Origin of the sequence: Serratia sp. TMDUHS_CL (genome assembly GCF_037137105.1) — a bacterium.
In the GTDB taxonomy this organism is placed as follows: Bacteria; Pseudomonadota; Gammaproteobacteria; order Enterobacterales; family Enterobacteriaceae; genus Serratia; species Serratia nevei.
Genome location: NZ_JBBBDV010000003.1, coordinates 181440 through 200966, shown reverse-complemented (window position 1 = coordinate 200966; position 19527 = coordinate 181440). Strand labels below are relative to the sequence as shown.

The 19527-nt window shown below is 58.4% G+C and carries 17 protein-coding genes; 3 read left to right on the top strand and 14 right to left on the bottom strand.

Annotated features, from left to right (window positions below; translation table 11 throughout):
• Positions 1-19 precede the first annotated feature (19 nt).
• Together WCL58_RS08075 and WCL58_RS08070 are read left to right on the top strand one after the other, a co-directional pair.
• Entirely contained in the window at positions 20-280 is a 261-nt protein-coding gene (locus WCL58_RS08075; RefSeq protein WP_033635320.1) for a type II toxin-antitoxin system RelE family toxin, read from the top strand.
• A gap of 18 nt (positions 281-298) precedes the next feature.
• The gene (locus WCL58_RS08070) at positions 299-664 is read left to right on the top strand and encodes a helix-turn-helix domain-containing protein (protein WP_072022352.1); all 366 of its coding nucleotides are present in this window, start codon (positions 299-301) and stop codon (positions 662-664) included.
• 65 nt (positions 665-729) lie between these two features.
• On the opposite strand, the gene nuoN is transcribed toward WCL58_RS08070, so the two are convergent.
• The 14 genes from nuoN to lrhA all read right to left on the bottom strand — a co-directional run bounded on the left by nuoN (position 730) and on the right by lrhA (position 17448).
• The gene (gene nuoN / locus WCL58_RS08065; protein WP_033635324.1) at positions 730-2187 is read right to left on the bottom strand and encodes an NADH-quinone oxidoreductase subunit NuoN; all 1458 of its coding nucleotides are present in this window, start codon (positions 2185-2187) and stop codon (positions 730-732) included.
• 6 nt (positions 2188-2193) lie between these two features.
• The gene (gene nuoM / locus WCL58_RS08060; protein ID WP_336850845.1) at positions 2194-3723 is read right to left on the bottom strand and encodes an NADH-quinone oxidoreductase subunit M; all 1530 of its coding nucleotides are present in this window, start codon (positions 3721-3723) and stop codon (positions 2194-2196) included.
• A gap of 95 nt (positions 3724-3818) precedes the next feature.
• On the bottom strand, positions 3819-5666 hold the full coding sequence (gene nuoL / locus WCL58_RS08055; RefSeq protein WP_336850843.1) for an NADH-quinone oxidoreductase subunit L: 1848 nt from the start codon (positions 5664-5666) through the stop codon (positions 3819-3821).
• Complete coding sequence (nuoK, locus tag WCL58_RS08050) at positions 5663-5965, bottom strand: NADH-quinone oxidoreductase subunit NuoK (protein ID WP_004936014.1); 303 nt, start codon at positions 5963-5965, stop codon at positions 5663-5665. The genes nuoL and nuoK overlap by 4 nt, the downstream gene beginning before the upstream one ends.
• The gene (nuoJ, locus tag WCL58_RS08045) at positions 5962-6519 is read right to left on the bottom strand and encodes an NADH-quinone oxidoreductase subunit J (protein WP_019453717.1); all 558 of its coding nucleotides are present in this window, start codon (positions 6517-6519) and stop codon (positions 5962-5964) included. Before nuoJ ends, nuoK begins: the two co-directional genes overlap by 4 nt.
• Positions 6520-6532: 13 nt before the next feature.
• Positions 6533-7075, bottom strand: coding sequence for an NADH-quinone oxidoreductase subunit NuoI (gene nuoI, locus WCL58_RS08040; RefSeq protein ID WP_025160170.1), 543 nt, complete (start codon positions 7073-7075; stop codon positions 6533-6535).
• A gap of 14 nt (positions 7076-7089) precedes the next feature.
• Positions 7090-8067 carry an NADH-quinone oxidoreductase subunit NuoH gene (gene nuoH / locus WCL58_RS08035; protein ID WP_004936022.1) on the bottom strand — a complete coding sequence of 326 codons (978 nt, stop codon included), beginning with the start codon at positions 8065-8067 and terminating at the stop codon, positions 7090-7092.
• On the bottom strand, positions 8064-10802 hold the full coding sequence (nuoG, locus tag WCL58_RS08030) for an NADH-quinone oxidoreductase subunit NuoG (protein ID WP_336850841.1): 2739 nt from the start codon (positions 10800-10802) through the stop codon (positions 8064-8066). Before nuoG ends, nuoH begins: the two co-directional genes overlap by 4 nt.
• Positions 10803-10878: 76 nt before the next feature.
• On the bottom strand, positions 10879-12225 hold the full coding sequence (gene nuoF, locus WCL58_RS08025; protein ID WP_004936030.1) for an NADH-quinone oxidoreductase subunit NuoF: 1347 nt from the start codon (positions 12223-12225) through the stop codon (positions 10879-10881).
• Positions 12222-12773, bottom strand: coding sequence for an NADH-quinone oxidoreductase subunit NuoE (nuoE, locus tag WCL58_RS08020; protein ID WP_004936034.1), 552 nt, complete (start codon positions 12771-12773; stop codon positions 12222-12224). The genes nuoF and nuoE overlap by 4 nt, the downstream gene beginning before the upstream one ends.
• Before the next feature lie 2 nt (positions 12774-12775).
• Positions 12776-14572: an NADH-quinone oxidoreductase subunit C/D gene (nuoC, locus tag WCL58_RS08015; protein WP_004936036.1), complete on the bottom strand. Its 1797-nt coding sequence runs from the start codon at positions 14570-14572 to the stop codon at positions 12776-12778.
• Between the two features lie 96 nt (positions 14573-14668).
• Positions 14669-15343: a NuoB/complex I 20 kDa subunit family protein gene (locus tag WCL58_RS08010; protein ID WP_004936039.1), complete on the bottom strand. Its 675-nt coding sequence runs from the start codon at positions 15341-15343 to the stop codon at positions 14669-14671.
• A 15-nt stretch (positions 15344-15358) separates the two neighbouring features.
• Entirely contained in the window at positions 15359-15796 is a 438-nt protein-coding gene (gene nuoA, locus WCL58_RS08005; protein WP_025303663.1) for an NADH-quinone oxidoreductase subunit NuoA, read from the bottom strand.
• A gap of 707 nt (positions 15797-16503) precedes the next feature.
• Positions 16504-17448 (bottom strand): transcriptional regulator LrhA, encoded by a 945-nt coding sequence (lrhA, locus tag WCL58_RS08000; RefSeq protein ID WP_004936045.1) that lies wholly within the window; start codon positions 17446-17448, stop codon positions 16504-16506.
• An 856-nt stretch (positions 17449-18304) separates the two neighbouring features.
• Here lrhA and WCL58_RS07995 point away from each other — a divergent pair.
• Positions 18305-19519 carry a pyridoxal phosphate-dependent aminotransferase gene (locus tag WCL58_RS07995; RefSeq protein WP_004936047.1) on the top strand — a complete coding sequence of 405 codons (1215 nt, stop codon included), beginning with the start codon at positions 18305-18307 and terminating at the stop codon, positions 19517-19519.
• Positions 19520-19527 lie beyond the last annotated feature (8 nt).

Here is a 19527-nt window from a genome sequence, read left to right as displayed (position 1 = left end):
CATTCGGCCCGAGGGAACAATGGCAAAGATCAGCTGGTCACGTAAAGCACTGAAACAATTGATGACACTGCCTTCTCAGAACCGGTTGGCCATTGCGCACAAGGTTGAACTCTTGGGCACTTTCCCGACCGTCAGACTGGACATTAAAAAGCTGCACGGTACCGATAACCAGTACCGTCTACGCGCAGGGAACTACCGCATTATTTTTGAGATCGTCGATGATGAACCTGTCGTGTGCCTGATTCAGCAGGTAAAACGCAGAACATCGACAACTTATTGAAAGTCAGAGGTATGCCGAATGGCGAAGTTACAGTATATCCATGATGACTCCGGCCAGCCGCTCTATGTGGTATTGCCGCTCGATGAGTATAAAAGGCTTGTGAGACAGCAAGAGGACTACGAGCCTCTTCCCTACCATGCCGATAAGCATGATGATGAAACCGTCCCCCATGAAGTCGTTTCCATCATGCTGGATCAAGACGTCAGCTTGATTGCCGCTTGGCGAATTTTCCGTGGCCTCTCGCAATACGATGTAGCGGAAAAATTGGGCACGACACAATCCGCCGTTTCCCAATGGGAAGCCCCTCACTCGAAACCACAAAAGAAAACCCGGGAAAAGCTGGCTGTCCTCTATCGCTGCCAACCGGCACAAATGACGTTGTAATAGCTTCTTTCCCCCGCCCATAAAAAAAGGTCGCCGAAGCGACCTTTTTACCGTCTGAAGCGTTATCAGAACGTCGGCTGAGCCATCTGCACCAGCGAAATCAGCGGCTGCGGATAGACGCCCAACAGCAGCACCAGCGCGGCTGAGATCAGCACCACGACGCCACCGGCGGTCAACGCCCAGTTGTTCGGGGTATCGCGCTGCAGCGATTCCGGCGCGCTGAGGAACAGGCTGACGGTCACGCGCAGGTAGTAGTACAGGCCGATGGCGCTGCCTACCACGACTGCGCCGGTCAGCCACCACAGGTGTGCGCTGACGCCCATCGCGATCACGAAGAACTTACCGATAAAGCCCAGCGTCATCGGGATACCGGCCAGCGACAGCATCATCACCGTCATCACCGCGGACAAGATTGGCTTGTGCCAGAACAGACCACGGTAAGAGAACAGCGAATCCGCATCCGGGCCGCGGTACGGGCTGGACATCAGGCTAACCACGCCGAAGGCGCCCAGGCTGCTGAACAGGTAACCGGCCAGGTAAACGCCGGCGGTTTCCAGCGACAGCTGATGGGTTTGCACCGCAATCAGCGCCACCAGCAGGTAGCCCAGGTGAGCGATCGACGAGTAGCCCAGCAGACGCTTGATGTTGGTCTGGCTGATGGCCATCAGGTTACCGAACAAGATAGAGCAGAACGCGATGATCGACAGCACCATGCGCAGCGCCTCGTTGTCGGCGGCCGGGGCATACAGGAACAGACGCATCACGACCGCGAAGATCGCGATCTTGCTGGCGGTCGCCAGGAAGGTCGAGACCGGCGCAGGCGCGCCCTGATACACGTCCGGCGTCCACAGTTGGAACGGCACCAGCGACAGCTTGAAGCCCAGACCGACGATCATCATGCCCATACCGGCCAGGATCAGCGGCTGGTGCATCATGTTTTCCTGCAGGCTCTTGCCGAGGCCGGCCAGCGACAGATCGCCGGACTCGGCATACAGCAGCGCCATGCCGAACAACAGGAACGACGACGCGGCGGCGGACAGCAGCATGTACTTGATGGCGGCTTCCAGCGGGCGCTTCTGGCGGTAGGCGTAGCCCACCAGGCCGAACAGCGGCAGCGAGATCAGCTCGATACCGATGAACAGCGAAGCCAGATGGTTGGCGCTCGCCAGCAGGATGCCACCCATGGCGGCGATCAGCACCAGCAGGTAGAACTCTTCGCGGTTATCCGGATAGCCGACCAGCCACGGATACGCGAAGGTGCAGGTCGCCAGACTCGCCAGCAGCACCAGCCCGGTGTAGAACATCGAGTAACCGTCAACCCGCAGCAGCGGGGTGACGTCCATTGGGCCTGCCTGGCCGACAAAGTACAGCGAAAGCAGCGCCAGGTTGAGACCGATCACGGTCAGGGTGGCGTTGATAAAGTGGTCGCGTCGCCACGCAATGCCTAGCATCACAACCACCACCGTCAATCCGACGATCAACAGCGGCAGCAGTGCGATCAGTTGTTGAGGAGTTATTGTCATGGCGAATTACGGCCTTGTTGTTGAAATTGCTGAAACTGACGAACCAAACCAGTGTTGCACGTTGCTCATCGCCGCGTTGGAAGTATCCAGAATCGGCTGCGGGTAAACCCCCAGCAGAACCAGCAACACCACCAGCAGCAGAATGATGAACAGCTCGCGCGCGGTCATGCCCTGCAGCGGCTGGTCGGATTTAGGCGCACCGTAATAAGCGCGCTGCATCATGATCAGCGAGTAAACCGAAGCGAACACCAGACCGAAGGTAGAAATCACGGTGATCACCGGCACCACCTGGTAGCTGCTGAACAGAATCATGAATTCGCCGACGAAGTTACCGGTACCCGGCATCCCCAGCGTAGCCACGGCGAAGAACAGCGACAGCGCAGGGATGAACTTGATCCGCCCCCACAGGCCGCCCATCTGACGCATGTCGCGGGTATGCAGACGCTCATACAGCTGGCCGCAGATGATAAACATACCGGCGGCGGACAGACCGTGCGCGATCATCTGGATCACCGCGCCCTGGTAAGCCAGCTGGCTGCCGGTGTAGATGGCGATCAGCACGAAGCCCATGTGCGAAACCGAGGTGTAGGCGATAAGACGCTTGATGTCGGTCTGCGCGAACGCCATCCAGGCGCCGTAGAAGATACCGATCACGCCCAGCCACATGGCGATTGGCGCAAACTCGTGCGAAGCCTCAGGGAAAAGCGGCAGGCTGAAACGCAGCAGGCCATAGGCCGCCGTTTTCAGCAAGATGCCCGCCAGGTCGACGGAACCTGCGGTCGGTGCCTGGCTGTGCGCGTCCGGCAACCAGCCGTGCAGCGGCACCACCGGCATTTTCACCGCGAAGGCGATGAAGAAGCCGAGCATCAACAGATATTGCACGTTGTGGGACATCGGCGTTTGCAGCAGGTCTTCGTAATCGAAGGTCCACACGCCGGTCGCGTTGTAGTGCACGAACACCAGGCCCAGGATCGCAATCAGCATCACCAGACCGCTGGCCTGGGTGTAGATGAAGAACTTGGTCGCCGCGGTGATACGGGTTTTACCGTCCGACGCCTTGTGGCCCCACAGCGCGATCAGGAAGTACATCGGCACCAACATCATTTCCCAGAAGAAGAAGAACAGGAACATGTCGATGGCGAGGAACACGCCGATAACGCCGCCCAGGATCCACAGCAGGTTGAGGTGGAAGAAGCCCTGATACTTCTGGATTTCACGCCAGGAACAGAGGATCGCCAGCACGCCCAGCAGACCGGTCAACACCACCATCAGCAGCGACAGGCCGTCCAGCGCCAGGTGGATGGAGATGCCGAAGCGTGGGATCCACGGCAGCAGGAATTCGCTCTGCCACTGCGGAATGCCTTTCGGCGTGGTCAAGGTATAGCCGCCCTGCATCCACAGCTGCAGAGAGAGCGCCAACGTCAGCCCCATTGCGATCAGCGCTATCCAGCGCGGCACCTTAGTACCGAAGCGCTCAAGCTGCCAGCACAGCAGACCGCCGATAAAGGGGATAAGAATTAGCCAAGGTAATAGCATGGCGTTTTGTGTCCCTTATACGAATAATTTCAAACTTTGTACGTAGCGCCTGCCCGGCGCTACGCCCGAAAAATGCGTCTGTTTAAATTATTCAATTAAACCAAAATCAACAGAGCCAATACGACCACTGCACCCACACCCATAGACGCTATGTACCAACGCACCTGACCGTTCTCGCTCACCGTCAGACCGCGGTTCCCCCAGCGGGAGAAGACGGCCGGCAGGTTCATTAGCGAGTTCAGCGGATCGCGCTGCAGCAGCTTCGCAATGCCCAGGTACGGCTTGACGAACACTTTGTCATACAGCCAGTCGAAGCCCCAGGCATGGAACCACCAGGTCGAGAAGAAACGCCCCGGCGCGCTGCTGGCGATGCTGTTGACCAGGCTGCGTTTGCCCAGCCACAGCGCGGCCGCCAGCAGAATGCCGACGATAGCTACCACGCCGGAGGTGATTTCAAGCGTCAGCACGCTGCCGTGCGCCAGCTCGGTCGTATCCGGCAGCACGCCCTGCAACGGCGGCACGATCATCGCGCCGACGAAGGTGGACAGCACCAGCAGAACCAGCAGCGGCAGGTGGTGAGTGATGCCTTTACCGGCATGCGCTTTGATTTTCTCTTCGCCATGGAACACGATGAAAATCATACGGAAGGTGTACAGCGAGGTCATGAACGCACCGACCAGGCCGGCCACCATCAGGTTGATGTGGCCGTTGGCCATCGCGCCCGCCAGGATCTCGTCCTTACTGAAGAAGCCGGCCGTGACCAGCGGCAACGCAGACAGCGCCGCGCCACCCACCAGGAAGCAGACGTACACCAGCGGGATGCTCTTGCGCAGGCCGCCCATCTTGAAGATATTTTGCTCGTGGTGGCAAGCCAGGATCACCGAACCGGACGACAGGAACAGCAGCGCCTTGAAGAACGCGTGGGTCATCAGGTGGAAGATCGCCGCGTCCCATGCCTGCACGCCCAGCGCCAGGAACATGTAACCGATCTGGCTCATGGTGGAGTAAGCGAGCACGCGCTTGATGTCGGTCTGCACCAGTGCGGCGAAGCCGGCCAGCAGCAGAGTGACCGCACCGACGATGCCCACCAGGTGCAGCACTTCCGGCGCCATCAGGAACAGGCCGTGCGTACGGGCGATCAGATAGACGCCCGCGGTCACCATGGTCGCCGCGTGGATCAGTGCGGAAACCGGGGTTGGGCCCGCCATCGCGTCCGCCAACCAGGTTTGCAACGGCAGCTGCGCCGATTTACCGACCGCGCCGCCCAGCAGCATCAGGGTCGCCCAAGTGATGGCCGTATCGCCCACCGCCAGTTTCTGCGGTGCCAGGATCATCAGCTCGCGGATATTCAGCGTGCCCAGCTCGTTGTAGAGGATGAACAGCGCGAACGCCAGGAACACGTCGCCCACGCGGGTCACGATGAAGGCTTTCATCGCCGCCGCGCCGTTGGCCGGATCTTTGTAGTAGAAACCGATCAACAGGTAGCTGCACAGGCCCACGCCTTCCCAACCCAGATACATCAGCAGCAGGTTGTCCGCCAGCACCAAGACCACCATGCTGGCGATAAACAGGTTGGTGTAAGCGAAGAAGCGCGAGTAGCCCTCTTCACCGCGCATGTACCAGGAGGCGAACATGTGGATGAAGAAGCCGACGCCGGTGACCACCGACAGCATGGTCAGCGACAGGCCGTCCAGCACCAGGGTCACGCCGATATTGAAGTTGCCGACGGCCATCCAGGTCCACAGGCTTTGCTCGAACAGCTGCACGCCGGCGGCTTTCTGGGCGAAGAAATCCATCGCCACATACACCGTGACCAGCGCAGCCAGGCCGATAGAGCCCACGCCGACGGTAGCCGCCGTGTTCTCAGACCAACGACCGCGGGAAAATGCCAGCAGCAGGAACCCGATCAGCGGTAGCAGAATTGTTAAATATAATAGGTTCATCCGCGCATCTCACTGACAGTATCAATATTCAGGGTATGACGACGACGGTAGAGCTGCAGCAGCAGCGCCAGGCCGATACTGGCCTCGGCTGCCGCCAGGCTGATCGCCAGGATGTACATCACCTGACCGTCCGCCTGGCCCCAGTAGCTTCCCGCCACGATAAACGCCAACGCCGCAGCGTTGATCATCACTTCCAGGCTGATCAGCATAAACAGCAGGTTGCGGCGCACCAGCAGCCCGGTCAGCCCGAGCACAAACAGGATAGCCGCCAGGATCAGGCCGTGTTGAAGAGGGATCATGCTTGCTCCTCCGATTTTCTTCTCGCCATTTCGCCACTCGCCGGCGCGTTGCTCAGCACCTCGCCAGGCTTGTGCTCGCGGCCGATATGGAAGGCGACAACCAGACCCGCCAACAGCAGCATTGAGGCCAGCTCAACCGCCAATACGTAAGGCCCGAACAGGCTGATGCCCACCGCCTTCGCGTCGACCATCTCGCCGCTGATACCCTGGTCGGATACGCTGCGGATCGCGACGATCAATACCACCAGCAGCGCCAGCGACAACAGGCCAGGCCCGATCCACACCGTCGGCTTCATCCAGTCGCGCTCTTGCTGCTGCACGTTGCCGAGGTTCAGCATCATCACCACGAACACGAACAGCACCATGATGGCGCCCGCATAGACGATGATTTCCAACGCGGCGGCAAAGTAGGCGCCGAGCGAGAAGAAGACTGCCGAGATCGCCAATAACGAGACGATCAGATACAGCAGCGCATGCACAGGGTTGGTATGGGTGATCACGCGAATCGTCGCGGCCACCGCAATCAAACCTGCCAGGTAAAATGCAATTTCCATGCTTGCTGGCTCCTTAGGGCAACAGACCTTTGACGTCGATCGGTTTGGCTTCGTTTTCGGCTTCGCCTTTGGCTTTGCCGTCAATCGCCATACCGGCCATCCGGTAGAAGTTATATTCCGGATATTTACCCGGCCCCGAGATCAACAGATCTTCTTTTTCGTACACCAGATCCTGACGCTTGTACTCACCCAGTTCGAAATCCGGCGTCAGCTGGATAGCGGTAGTCGGGCAAGCCTCTTCGCACAGGCCACAGAAAATGCAGCGCGAGAAGTTGATGCGGAAGAACTCCGGATACCAACGGCCGTCTTTCTGCTCCGCTTTTTGCAGCGAGATACAGCCGACCGGGCAGGCCACCGCACACAGGTTACAGGCGACGCAGCGCTCTTCGCCGTCCGGATCGCGCGTCAGCACGATGCGGCCACGGTAGCGCGGCGGCAGGTAAACCGGTTCTTCCGGATACATCTGGGTTTCGCGCTTGGCGAAGGCATGCATGCCAATCATCCAAATGCTGCGCACCTGGGTGCCGAAACCAACCACTAACTCTTTCAATGTCATGGTTTATTCACCCCTTATTGAGCGTTGTACAAAATGACCGCGGCGGTTGCCAGCAGGTTCAGCAGCGTCAGCGGCAGGCACACTTTCCAGCCGAAGGACATCACCTGGTCATAACGCGGACGCGGCAGCGCGGCACGGATCAGGATGAACATCATCATGAAGAAGGCCGTTTTCAACGCGAACCAGATGAATGGCGGCAGGAACGGACCCTGCCAGCCGCCGAAGAACAACGTCACAATCAGGGCGGACACGGTGACGATACCGATGTATTCCCCCACGAAGAACAGACCGAACTTCATGCCGGAATATTCGATGTGGTAACCGTCGGCCAGTTCCTGCTCGGCTTCCGGCTGGTCAAACGGGTGACGGTGGCACACCGCCACGCCGGCGATCGCGAAGGTCACGAAGCCGAAGAACTGCGGAATGACGTTCCAGACGTGCGCCTGGGATTCAACGATGGCCTGCATGTTGAACGAATCCGCCTGCATCACCACGCCCATCAGCGACAGGCCGATGAACACTTCGTAGCTCAGGGTTTGCGCGGAGGCGCGCATCGCGCCCAACAGCGAGTATTTGTTGTTGCTCGACCATCCGGCGAACAGCACGGCGTACACCGCCAGGCCGGCCATCATCAGGAAGAACAGAATACCGATGTTGAGATCGGACACCGCCCAGGTCGGGCTGACCGGAACGATGGCAAATGCCAGCAACAGGGAAGTAAAGGCGATCATCGGCGCCAGGGTGAAGATCACCCGGTCGGAGAATCTCGGTACCCAGTCTTCCTTGAAGAACATTTTGATCATGTCGGCGACCAGCTGCAGCGAGCCGCCCCAGCCTACGCGGTTCGGTCCGTAGCGGTTCTGGAACAGGCCGAGCAGACGGCGTTCGCCGAAGCTCATGAATGCCCCGCACGCCACGACCACCAACAGGATCACGACCGCTTTAAGAATGGCGATCAGAATGTCGATCACCTCAGGGGTAAACCAGCTCATCGTGCTGCCTCCCGCAGATTGTCTACCTTAGCACCCACCAAGATCGGCGGGATCCCTGGCAAGCCGAGCGGCAAACCAACCTGGCCCTGGGTCAGGGTTTCACTCAGACGCACCGGCAGACGCAGGGTCTGACCCGCACAGCTGAACTCCACCAGGCTGCCCGCGTTGACGCCAAGCATCGCCGCGTCGGCCGGGTTGACCATCACGTAGGCTTCCGGCATGCGCTGCTGGATCACGTGAGAGCGCTGCGACATTTCGTCGCTGCCGAACAGGTGGTAGTAAGGCGCGACACGCCAGCCGTCGACCGGATTGAACGCGGCAGGCACGCGATCGAAGTAACCGAGGCTGCCCTCCCCCGCTTCGATCAGGCGCACGCCCGGATCGCCGTGGCGCAGTTTGCCGCCCACTTCGGCCTGGAACTTGTTCCATGCCTGCGGTGAGTTCCAGCCTGGCGCCCAGGCGAACGGGATCTGCTGACGATCGGCCAGCGGGCTGTTGTTCCCTTCCATCGAGAAGGCGAACATGGTGTCTTTATCCTGCGGCTGACGCGGCTCGTGCACACTGATGTTAGCGCGCATGGCGGTACGGCCGCTGGAGCGGTGCGGCGAACGCGCCAGCTTCTGACCGCGAATGCGGAAAGTCGCGTCCGGCGCAGCGTCGACGATGCCCTGCAGCTGCGGCAACGCGGCAACGCAAGCGGCGATCACGTCATCGAGCTGGGTCCAGTCCACGTGGCGGCTGGTGTAGGTGGAGTGCAGCGAGTGCATCCAGCGCCAGCTTTCCAGCATCACGGTGAACTGATTCTTCTTGGCGTCGTCGTAGTAAGCCGGATCGTATACCTGGAAGAAGCGCTGCGCGCGGCCTTCCTGGTTGATCAGCGTACCGTCGCTCTCGGCGAAGCTGGCCGAGGAGAGGATCAGGTTGGCTTTGTCCATGATCGCAGTGCGCTGGTGGTCGGCGACGATCAGGTTGTTGACCTTGGCCAACGCCGCATCCACCTGCGCCGCCGGCGCATGGCGATAGAGATCGTTTTCCATCACGATGGCGGTGTCGGCTGCGCCGCTCGCCAGCTGTTCCAGCGCCTGATCGAGCGAACCGCCGCCGATCATCGCCAGGCCCATGCTGTTGGCTGCGCCCGCCACGAAGGTGATGCCGACATCGGAACCGCGGCCCTTCAACGCTTTGGCGATGTTGGCCGCCGCTTCGATGATGGCTTCGCTGCCGGCGTTGCTGCCGGTCACGATCAGCGGTTTGCGTGCGCCGGTCAGCGCCTGCACGATGATATCGACTTTCTTGTTCAGGCCTTCAGCCAGATCGTTCACCGCCGGCGCCGCGCTGTCCAGCGCGTGAGCGATGGCGAAGCCGAAGCGCGCCTGCTCGTCCACCGGCGCGCGGTAGTTCCAGGCGGCGATGTCGTCCAGACGGGTGTTGTCGACGTTGGTGGTGAACAGCGGGTACTTGGCGTGCTGACCGATGTTCTGCACCGCCGCGATCTGCCAGTCGGCCACGCGTTGCGCCGCCGCCATCGCGCGGGCTTTACCCTTGACGGCCTGGCGCACGGACAGCGCGATACGCGCACCGGTTTGCGTCAGGTCTTCGCCCAGCACCAGCACTGCGTCGTAATCTTCGATCTCACGCAGCGCCGGCGTATGGACGCCGCCGTTTTTCAGCACGTTCAGCATCAGCGCCAGGCGTGATTGCTCCGCCTGAGCGATACCGGTGTAGTAGTTCTCGGCGCCGACCAGCTCGCGCAGTGCGAAGTTGCTTTCCAGGCTGGCGCGCGGGGAGCCGATGCCGATGGTTTTCTTCGCCTGACGCAGGATGTCCGCCGCGCCCTGCATCGCCTGCTCGGCGTTCAGGGTGATCCAGTCATCGCCGCGCAGCTGCTGCGGTTGACGCGGACGATCTTTCTGGTTGACGTAGCCGTAACCGAAACGGCCGCGGTCGCACAGGAAGTAGTGGTTCACGCTGCCGTTGTAACGGTTTTCGATACGGCGCAGCTCGCCATAGCGTTCGCCCGGGCTGGTGTTACAGCCGATGCTGCACTGCTGGCAAATGCTCGGTGCGAACTGCATGTCCCATTTACGGTTGTAGCGTTCGGAGTGCGTTTTGTCGGTGAATACGCCGGTCGGGCACACTTCCACCAGGTTGCCGGAGAACTCGCTTTCCAGCGTGCCGCTTTCCGGGCGACCGAAGTAGACGTTGTCGTGCGCGCCGTACACGCCGAAGTCGGTGCCGTCCGCATAGTCTTTGTAGTAACGCACGCAGCGGTAGCAGGCGATGCAGCGGTTCATCTCATGCGAGATAAACGGCCCCAGCTCCTGGTTGTTGTGGGTGCGCTTGGTGAAGCGGTAGCGGCGGAAGCTGTGGCCGGTCATTACCGTCATATCCTGCAGGTGACAGTTACCGCCTTCTTCACAGACCGGGCAATCGTGCGGGTGGTTGGTCATCAACCACTCGACCACGCTTTCACGGAACTGCTTCGCTTCGCCGTCATCGATGGAGATGAAGGTGCCGTCGGATGCCGGGGTCATACAGGACATCACCAAACGGCCGCGCGTATCTTCCGCGTTTTGGTATTGCTTTACCGCACATTGGCGGCAAGCGCCGACGCTTCCCAGCGCCGGATGCCAGCAAAAGTAAGGAATATCAAGGCCGAGGGAAAGACAAGCCTGCAGCAGGTTGTCCGCTCCGTCTACCTCATACTCTTTGCCGTCTACATGAATCGTAGCCATAGTCAGCATGCTTCCAAGTGGCCTGCCTTGCGGCAGGCGTTAATCAAAAATTCTGGCCGTGTTCGGGCGAGTCGGCTTACCAGCGCTGCTTCAGCAGATTGTTCGGCTGAATGCCGCCAATCGCATGGGCGTTGCCGAAGTGCTGCACGGCGATGCCCGCCTCGAACTCTTCACGGAAATATTTAATCGCGCTTTGCAGTGGCTCTACGGCACCTGGCGCGTGGGCGCAGAAGGTTTTGCCCGGGCCGAGGGAACGGCACAGCTGTTCGAGGGTTTCGATATCCCCCGGCTGCCCTTCGCCGTTTTCCAACGCACGCAGGATCTTCACGCTCCACGGCAGGCCGTCGCGGCATGGCGTACACCAGCCGCAGGACTCGCGGGCGAAGAACTCTTCCAGGTTACGCACCAGCGGCACCATGCCGATCTCATGGTCTACCGCCATCGCCAGCGCGGTGCCGAGACGGCTGCCGGCTTTGCCGATCGCGCCGTATTCCATCGGCAGATCGAGGTGATCGGCGGTCAGGAAGTCGGTCCCCGCGCCGCCCGGCTGCCAGGCTTTGAAGCGCAGACCGTCGCGCATGCCGCCGGCGTAGTCTTCCAGGATCTCGCGCGCGGTGGTGCCGAACGGCAACTCCCAGACGCCCGGATTTTTCACCCGGCCGGAGAAGCCCATCAGCTTGGTGCCTTTGTCTTCACTGCCGGAGATGCCGGTGTACCACTCCACGCCGTTCGCCAAAATGGCCGGCACGTTGCACAGCGTTTCGACGTTGTTGACGCAGGTCGGTTTGCCCCATACGCCGGCGCTGGCCGGGAATGGTGGCTTGGAACGCGGGTTGGCGCGGCGGCCTTCCAGCGAGTTGATCAGCGCGGTTTCTTCGCCGCAGATGTAACGGCCGGCGCCGGTGTGCACGATCAGCTCGAAATCGAACCCGGTGCCGAGAATGTTCTTGCCCAGATAGCCGGCTTCGGTGGCTTCCGCGATGGCGCGACGCAGGTGCGCCGCCGCTTCGATGTACTCACCGCGCAGGAAGATGTACCCACGGTAGGCTTTCAGCGCGAACGCGGAGATCAGCATGCCTTCCACCAGCAGGTGCGGCAGCTGCTCCATCAGCAGGCGGTCTTTATAGGTGCCCGGCTCCATCTCATCGGCGTTACACAGCAGGTAACGGATGTTCATGGATTCGTCCTTCGGCATCAGGCTCCACTTCAAACCGGTGGAGAAGCCCGCGCCGCCGCGGCCCTTCAGCCCGGAGTCTTTCACCAGGCTGACGATCTCGTCCGGGGCCAGGCCTTTGAGGGCCTTTTCTGCACCGGCATAGCCGTTTTTGCTGCGGTACTCGTCCAGCCACAGCGGCTGCTTGTCATCGCGCAGACGCCAGGTCAGCGGGTGCGTTTCGGGAGTGCGTACAATGTGCTTGGTCATTGATACTGCTCCAGTAGCGTCTCGATATCTTCAGGCTTCAGCTGACTGTGAGTGTCCTCGTCAATCATCATTGTCGGCCCTTTATCGCAGTTGCCCAGACAGCAGGTCGGCAACAGCGTGAAGCGGCCATCAAAGGTGGTTTGACCCGGCTTGATGTTCAGCTTCTTCTCGATAGCGGCCTGAATGCCCTGGTAACCGGTGATGTGACAGACAACGCTGTCACAATAACGGATCACGTGACGTCCTACTGGCTGACGGAAAATCTGGCTGTAGAACGTGGCCACGCCTTCTACGTCGCTGGCGGGGATGCCCAGCACTTCCGCGATGGCGTAAATCGCACCGTCCGGAACCCAGCCGCGCTGCTTCTGCACAATTTTCAGTGCTTCGATGGAAGCGGCGCGCGGATCCTCGTAATGGTGCTTTTCGTGCTCGATCGCATCACGTTCTTCCGCGCTCAGTACAAATGCATCAACGCCGCTCTGAGGAGCGGCTGCGTTGATGGGCTCGAGCGCATCATTGACTGCGTGATTGTCTTTTTGATCATGCATAGTTAGCGGTCCACATCTGACATTACAAAATCGATACTACCCAGATAGACGATCAGGTCGGAAACCAGGCTGCCACGGATGACCGATGGGATCTGCTGCAGGTGCGCAAAGCTCGGCGTACGTACCCGGGTGCGGTAGCTCATGGTGCTGCCGTCGCTGGTCAGGTAGTAGCTATTGATCCCTTTGGTGGCTTCAATCATCTGGAATGATTCGTTGGCTGGCATCACCGGACCCCAGGAAACCTGCAGGAAGTGGGTGATCAGCGTTTCAATATGCTGCAGCGTGCGCTCTTTCGGCGGCGGCGTGGTCAGCGGGTGATCGGCCTTGAACGGGCCTTCCGGCATGTTGTTCAGGCACTGTTCGAGAATGCGCAGGCTCTGGCGCAGCTCTTCCACCTTCAGCATCACGCGGGTGTAGCAGTCGCTGGTGCCGTCGCCGACCGGCACTTCGAAGTCGAAGTTCTCGTAGCCGGAGTACGGACGCCATTTACGCACGTCGAACTCGACGCCGGTGGCACGCAGGCCGGCGCCGGTCACGCCCCACTCCAGCGCTTCTTTGGCGTTGTAAGACGCTACGCCGATGGAACGGCCTTTCAGGATGCTGTTCTTCAGCGCCGCTTTCACGTAGGAGTCCAGACGCTTCGGCATCCAGTCGAGGAATTCACGCAGCAGGCGATCCCAGCCGCGCGGCAGATCGTGCGCGACGCCGCCGATGCGGAACCAGGCCGGGTGCATACGGAAACCGGTGATCGCTTCCACCAGATCGTAGATTTTCTGACGGTCGGTAAAGGCGAAGAACACCGGGGTCATCGCGCCGACGTCCTGAATGAAGGTGGAGATGTACAGCAGGTGGCTGTTGATGCGGAACAGCTCGGACAGCATCACGCGGATGGTGTCGACGCGCTCAGGCACCTTGATGCCGGCCAGCTTCTCGACCGCCAGCACATAAGGCATTTCGTTCACGCAGCCGCCGAGGTACTCGATACGGTCGGTGTACGGAATGTAGCTGTGCCAGGATTGACGCTCGCCCATCTTCTCGGCGCCGCGGTGGTGATAGCCGATATCCGGCACGCAGTCGACGATCTCTTCGCCGTCCAGCTGCAGAATGATGCGGAACGCACCGTGCGCGGACGGGTGGTTCGGGCCGAGGTTGAGGAACATGAAGTCTTCGTTCTCGGTACCGCGCTTCATGCCCCAGTCTTCCGGCTTGAAGGTCAGCGCTTCCATCTCCAGATCTTCTTTCTGCTTGGTCAGCACGAAAGGATCGAATTCGGTGGCGCGCGCCGGGTAGTCCTTGCGCAGCGGGTGCCCTTCCCAGGTCTGCGGCATCATGATGCGCGACAGGTGCGGGTGGCCGTCGAAGGTGATGCCGAACATTTCCCAGGTTTCGCGCTCGTACCAGTTGGCGTTCGGGAACACCTTGGTCGCCGTCGGCACGTGCAGGTCTTTTTCAGACAGCGCCACCTTCAGCATGATGTCGCGGTTGCGTTCGATGGAAATCAGATGGTAGAAAACGGAGAAATCCGCAGCGGGCAGGCCGTCGCGGTGGGTGCGAAGACGTTCGTCCACGCCATGCAGATCGAACAGCATGACATACGGCTTCGGCTGTTTTCTCAGGAACGTCATTACTTCCAGCAACTGGTCAGGTTTAACCCATACCACGGGCATGCCGGTACGGGTGGCCTGAACAGTAAAGGCTTCCGGCCCAAAACGGTTGCGCAGTTCGCCGATCACCGGGTCGTCAAGGTGATCTCGGGTCTGCCAGGCAGGCAAGGCGTCGTGCGTCGTCAAATCTGTCATAATTTTTTTTCACCACACTAAAGGGTTATTCGCCGCAAGTTTCACTTTTCGCTGTGTTAACCAATAGCGCACTAAGATGGACGTTAAATGAACGTCTTAAATCTCGTCAGGCGTCCGGAGGTTGGTCACCGCGATGCGCTCGCCGTGTTTACGCTCTCTTTCAGACTGCATATTGGCGCGGTAAACGCCCTGATCGCCGACAACCCACGACAGCGGGCGACGTTCTTTGCCGATGGATTCCTGCAGCAGCATCAGCGCTTGCATGTAGGCTTCCGGACGCGGCGGGCAGCCGGGAATGTACACGTCGACCGGCAGGAACTTGTCCACGCCCTGCACCACGGAATAGATGTCGTACATGCCGCCGGAGTTGGCGCAGGCGCCCATCGAGATCACCCACTTAGGCTCCAGCATCTGCTCGTACAGGCGTTGGATGACCGGGGCCATCTTGGTGAAACAGGTACCGGCCACCACCATCAGGTCAGCCTGACGCGGGGAGGCGCGCAGTACTTCCGCACCGAAACGCGCCACGTCGTGAACGGCGGTAAACGACGTCACCATCTCCACGTAACAGCACGAAAGGCCGAAGTTATACGGCCAAATAGAGTTTTTACGCCCCCAGTTCACCATGTCATGCAGCGCATGTTCGAGTTTACCCATGTAAACCGTGCGGTGGACCTGTTGTTCCAGGGGATCGGCGACGATCTCCTGTTTTTGCAGGGGATAACGGTCGTTCTCACCGTTCGGGTCTATGCGGGTGAGCGTATAGTCCATCTTAATGCCTCGCTGTTACTGCGGATGACTGTTGGTGTTAGTGATCGTGCTCGGTTTGCTGCGGCGTTGGGAACGCGCCGGAGTCCAATCCAACGCGCCGATGCGCACCAGATAAACCAGACCGGCCAATAGCACCAAAATGAAAATGGCGGCTTCGATAAAGCCTACCCAACCGCTCTCGCGAACCGAGACCGACCAGGCATACAGGTATAAGGCTTCAACGTCGAAAATAACGAAGAACATGGCCACCAGGTAGAACTTGGCGGACAAGCGCATGCGCGCCGTACCGACCGAGTCGATGCCTGATTCAAACGGGGTGTGTTTGGCGCGCGCCCGGGCTCTCCCGCCCAAGAAGAACGCACCCAGCAGCATTAAGCCGCAAAGCCCGATAGCCACGACGAGAAATACGGCGAGCGCCCAGTGATGAGCGATAACTTCAGTGGTTGTTGACATACTCTATGCTTACTCATCAAAAGTGGCGTCGATCGCGCTGCTCTTGTCACCGGCAGTTAGTGCGCCACATCGATTTAAGGGAAGGATAAATAACCACACAAACAAACTGCTTTTACAGCGAGTTAGGCAGCGTTTTTCTGTGGGCTTTTTACTCCTTTCTATAACCTTTTGTCAACTTTGACAAAAGTATCTACACACTAGTTTACATACGTATCATTTGATTAACATTTGATGCGCCAGGGGCTGGCTAAATCGTGTCAGTTAATTTTTGTGTAGAAACAGATAGATATAAACCAACGTGCACATTTCAGTTTTACTATACCATTGTCTCAGGAATTCCCTGTTCTTCCACTCACTACCTAGGGGTATTTTTTTGATCCAGGACACGTTTTCAGCATAAATCCTCAAAAAAAGTGTGGCCCTTTAACAATTTTCCTCAAATTAAGCCGCAAAAACGGCCGCTATAAGCTAACAAAATAACCCTGCTATTACCATGCCTTTAACCCATTCAATCTTATTGCTCAAAAAACAAACTCAGCGTCTTAAACCCGGCCAAACTCTCTTTTCAGTAACGCTTAAAAGTTAATAAAACAGCCAACTCATAACAAAATCGTCATTAAATCCCTATAACAGTAAAAATCGCAAAAAAAAGGGCAAAAAAAACCTCCGCCGAAGCAGAGGTTTTCATCAGATCTAACGCCGCGGCGTTATTCTTCTTCGTCCACCAGGCTGGCGTCATCCTGATCGCCCTGGAGACCGGCTTCCGCGCCGTTGAAGCCATAACCGTCATTGCCGCCCTGCATTGCGCTGAAGATGGCCATCGCCAGCTCATTGCTGCACTGCGCGTTTTTGCACAGCGCATACTGGGTATCCGGCAGCGGCGGCAAACCTTCCACCGCCCCCAGCACCCGCAGATCGGGGCTCATCATCTCGATCGGCCGCGCGGTCACGCCCAGGCCGGCCTTACAGGCCGCCCGCACCGCGGACAGCGTGGAAGCGACATAGGCGATTCGCCAAGGGATACCGGCTTCGTCCAGCTGCTTGATCGCCAGCGCGCGGAACGGGCTTGGCTCATCCATCACCACCAACGGGATCGGTTCGCCCGCCTGATAGTGGTAATCGGCGGCGCAGTACCACAGCGTCGGCGATGTGCGCAGCACGATATGCGGATGTCCGGCCGGATCGGCCGTGGTCACCGCCAGATCGATCTCGCCCTCTTCCAGCAGATCGACCATCGTCGTGCTGCGCTTTACGCGCACGTCAATGGCCAGCTTCGGATAGATGGCGGTCACGCGGTTCAACAGGAAAGGCAGAATGGTATCGGCGGTGTCGTCGGAAGCGCCGATGGTCAGAACACCTTTAATATTGTTGTACATCAGCGAGGTACAGGCTTCGTCGTTAAAGCGCAGGATCTTCCTGGCATAACCGAGAAGCTGAATACCATGCTCAGTCAGGAGTTTGTTACGCCCATGGCGGGCAAACAGTTCTTTGCCGACCAGTTGCTCTAATCGCTGCATTTGTTGACTGACGGCTGATTGAGTACGGCATACGGCAACCGCCGCCGCCGCAAAGGTATTCAAATCAGCAACCGCAACAAAGGTTCTTAGCAGATCGAGGTCGAGATTAAGTATCGGACGATTTGCAGTTGTCATAGTGTATTCTTCACTTTTTTAAATTCTAATTTACGAACTACTACCCTGGTGTGTTTCTCAGACGCCGTTGAAAAGGACGGAGCCTGTTATGACAGTACCCCACTCATAAGTGGAGGGCAAAAAAATTACTTATGATTCGTTACCTCTATCGCTTTTTAAAATGCGATCTATCGATGGTGCTTATAGAACGCGGGGGACTGAATACCGGTGAAAAGGGAAAACCCCCACCGAACCTGAGATTTTACTCATTCATACTGCCTAATTTCCACTCCATTCGTGCTACTGAGAACCCTTATCAACCGGCGTTCAGACTGCATTACAGAGCAAAAAAGATAAATAATTAACGCTACCGACTTCGTGTTACCACTCAATGAATTTAATAAATTCAATCAGTAAGATTTTTGCTTTAAATAATAATCCTATAACCACATAAACAATGCTTAAGGTAAAATATAAAGTAAAGCTAATGTAAATATGTCATTTTTCTTAGTGTGGTGCGCTAACTGACACCCCGCTATCAGACAACTCCGGTATTATCGTTCCTTTACAGTTTATTGAAGCCTATTCTCCCTTTCGGCTTATCAGTTCACTGCTGCCAGCCACGATCGCCGGCACGTCGCGTTTATCGAGGCGGGATTTTACAGAACAAAACCCTAGTAAAATTATAGTTCATGAAATTATGAACCACAAAATAACTTTACCTTTGCTTATCATAACTAAAATCCCCCGTTACGACATGCATTTGCACCAAAGGCGTGCAAAACCCTTCAAAAGCAACTACGCCAGGAGTACATTGGGCGGGTTGCGGCGTCCCACGGTAGGAGCGCCCCTATCCCAGCAAAAGGCTCAACTTTTTATGTCCCCCATTGAGAAATCCAGCAAACTGGACAACGTCTGCTATGACATTCGCGGCCCGGTGCTTAAAGAAGCTAAACGTCTTGAAGAAGAAGGCAACAAAGTCCTGAAACTGAACATCGGCAACCCTGCCCCGTTCGGTTTCGACGCCCCGGACGAAATCCTGGTCGACGTGATCCGCAATCTGCCCACGGCGCAAGGCTACTCCGATTCCAAAGGCCTCTTCTCGGCGCGTAAAGCGATCATGCAGCACTACCAGGCGCGCAACATGCGTGACGTGACCGTTGAGGATATCTACATTGGCAACGGCGTCTCGGAGCTGATCGTCCAATCCATGCAGGCGCTGCTCAACAGCGGCGACGAAATGCTGGTGCCGGCGCCGGACTACCCGCTGTGGACCGCTGCGGTATCGCTTTCCGGCGGTAAGGCCGTGCACTACCTGTGCGATGAGCAGGCCGGCTGGTTCCCGGATCTGGACGACATCATCAGCAAGATCACCCCGCGCACCCGCGGCATCGTGATCATCAACCCGAACAACCCGACCGGCGCGGTTTACAGCAAAGCGCTGCTGGAACAGATCGTCGAGATCGCCCGTCAACACAACCTGATCATCTTCGCCGACGAGATCTACGACAAGATCCTGTATGACGAAGCCGAGCACCATTCGATCGCCGCGCTGGCGCCGGATCTGCTGACCGTGACCTTCAACGGCCTGTCGAAAACCTACCGCGTGGCGGGCTTCCGCCAGGGCTGGATGGTGCTGAACGGGCCGAAGAAACACGCCAAAGGCTATATCGAAGGGCTGGAGATGCTGGCTTCGATGCGCCTGTGCGCCAACGTGCCGATGCAACACGCCATTCAAACCGCGCTGGGCGGTTATCAGAGCATCAGCGAATTCATTCAGCCTGGCGGCCGCCTGTACGAACAGCGCAATCGCACCTGGGAACTGCTCAACGACATTCCGGGCGTCTCTTGCGTGAAGCCACAGGGCGCGCTGTATATGTTCCCGCGCATCGACGCCAAGCGCTTCAACATCCACGACGACCAGAAGCTGGTGCTTGATCTGCTGCTGCAGGAAAAAGTGCTGCTGGTGCAGGGCACCGCGTTCAACTGGCCTTACCCGGATCACGTGCGCATCGTCACCCTGCCGCGCGTAGACGAACTGGAAATGGCGGTCGGCAAACTGGGCCGCTTCCTGGAAGGTTACCACCAGTAATCGCCTGG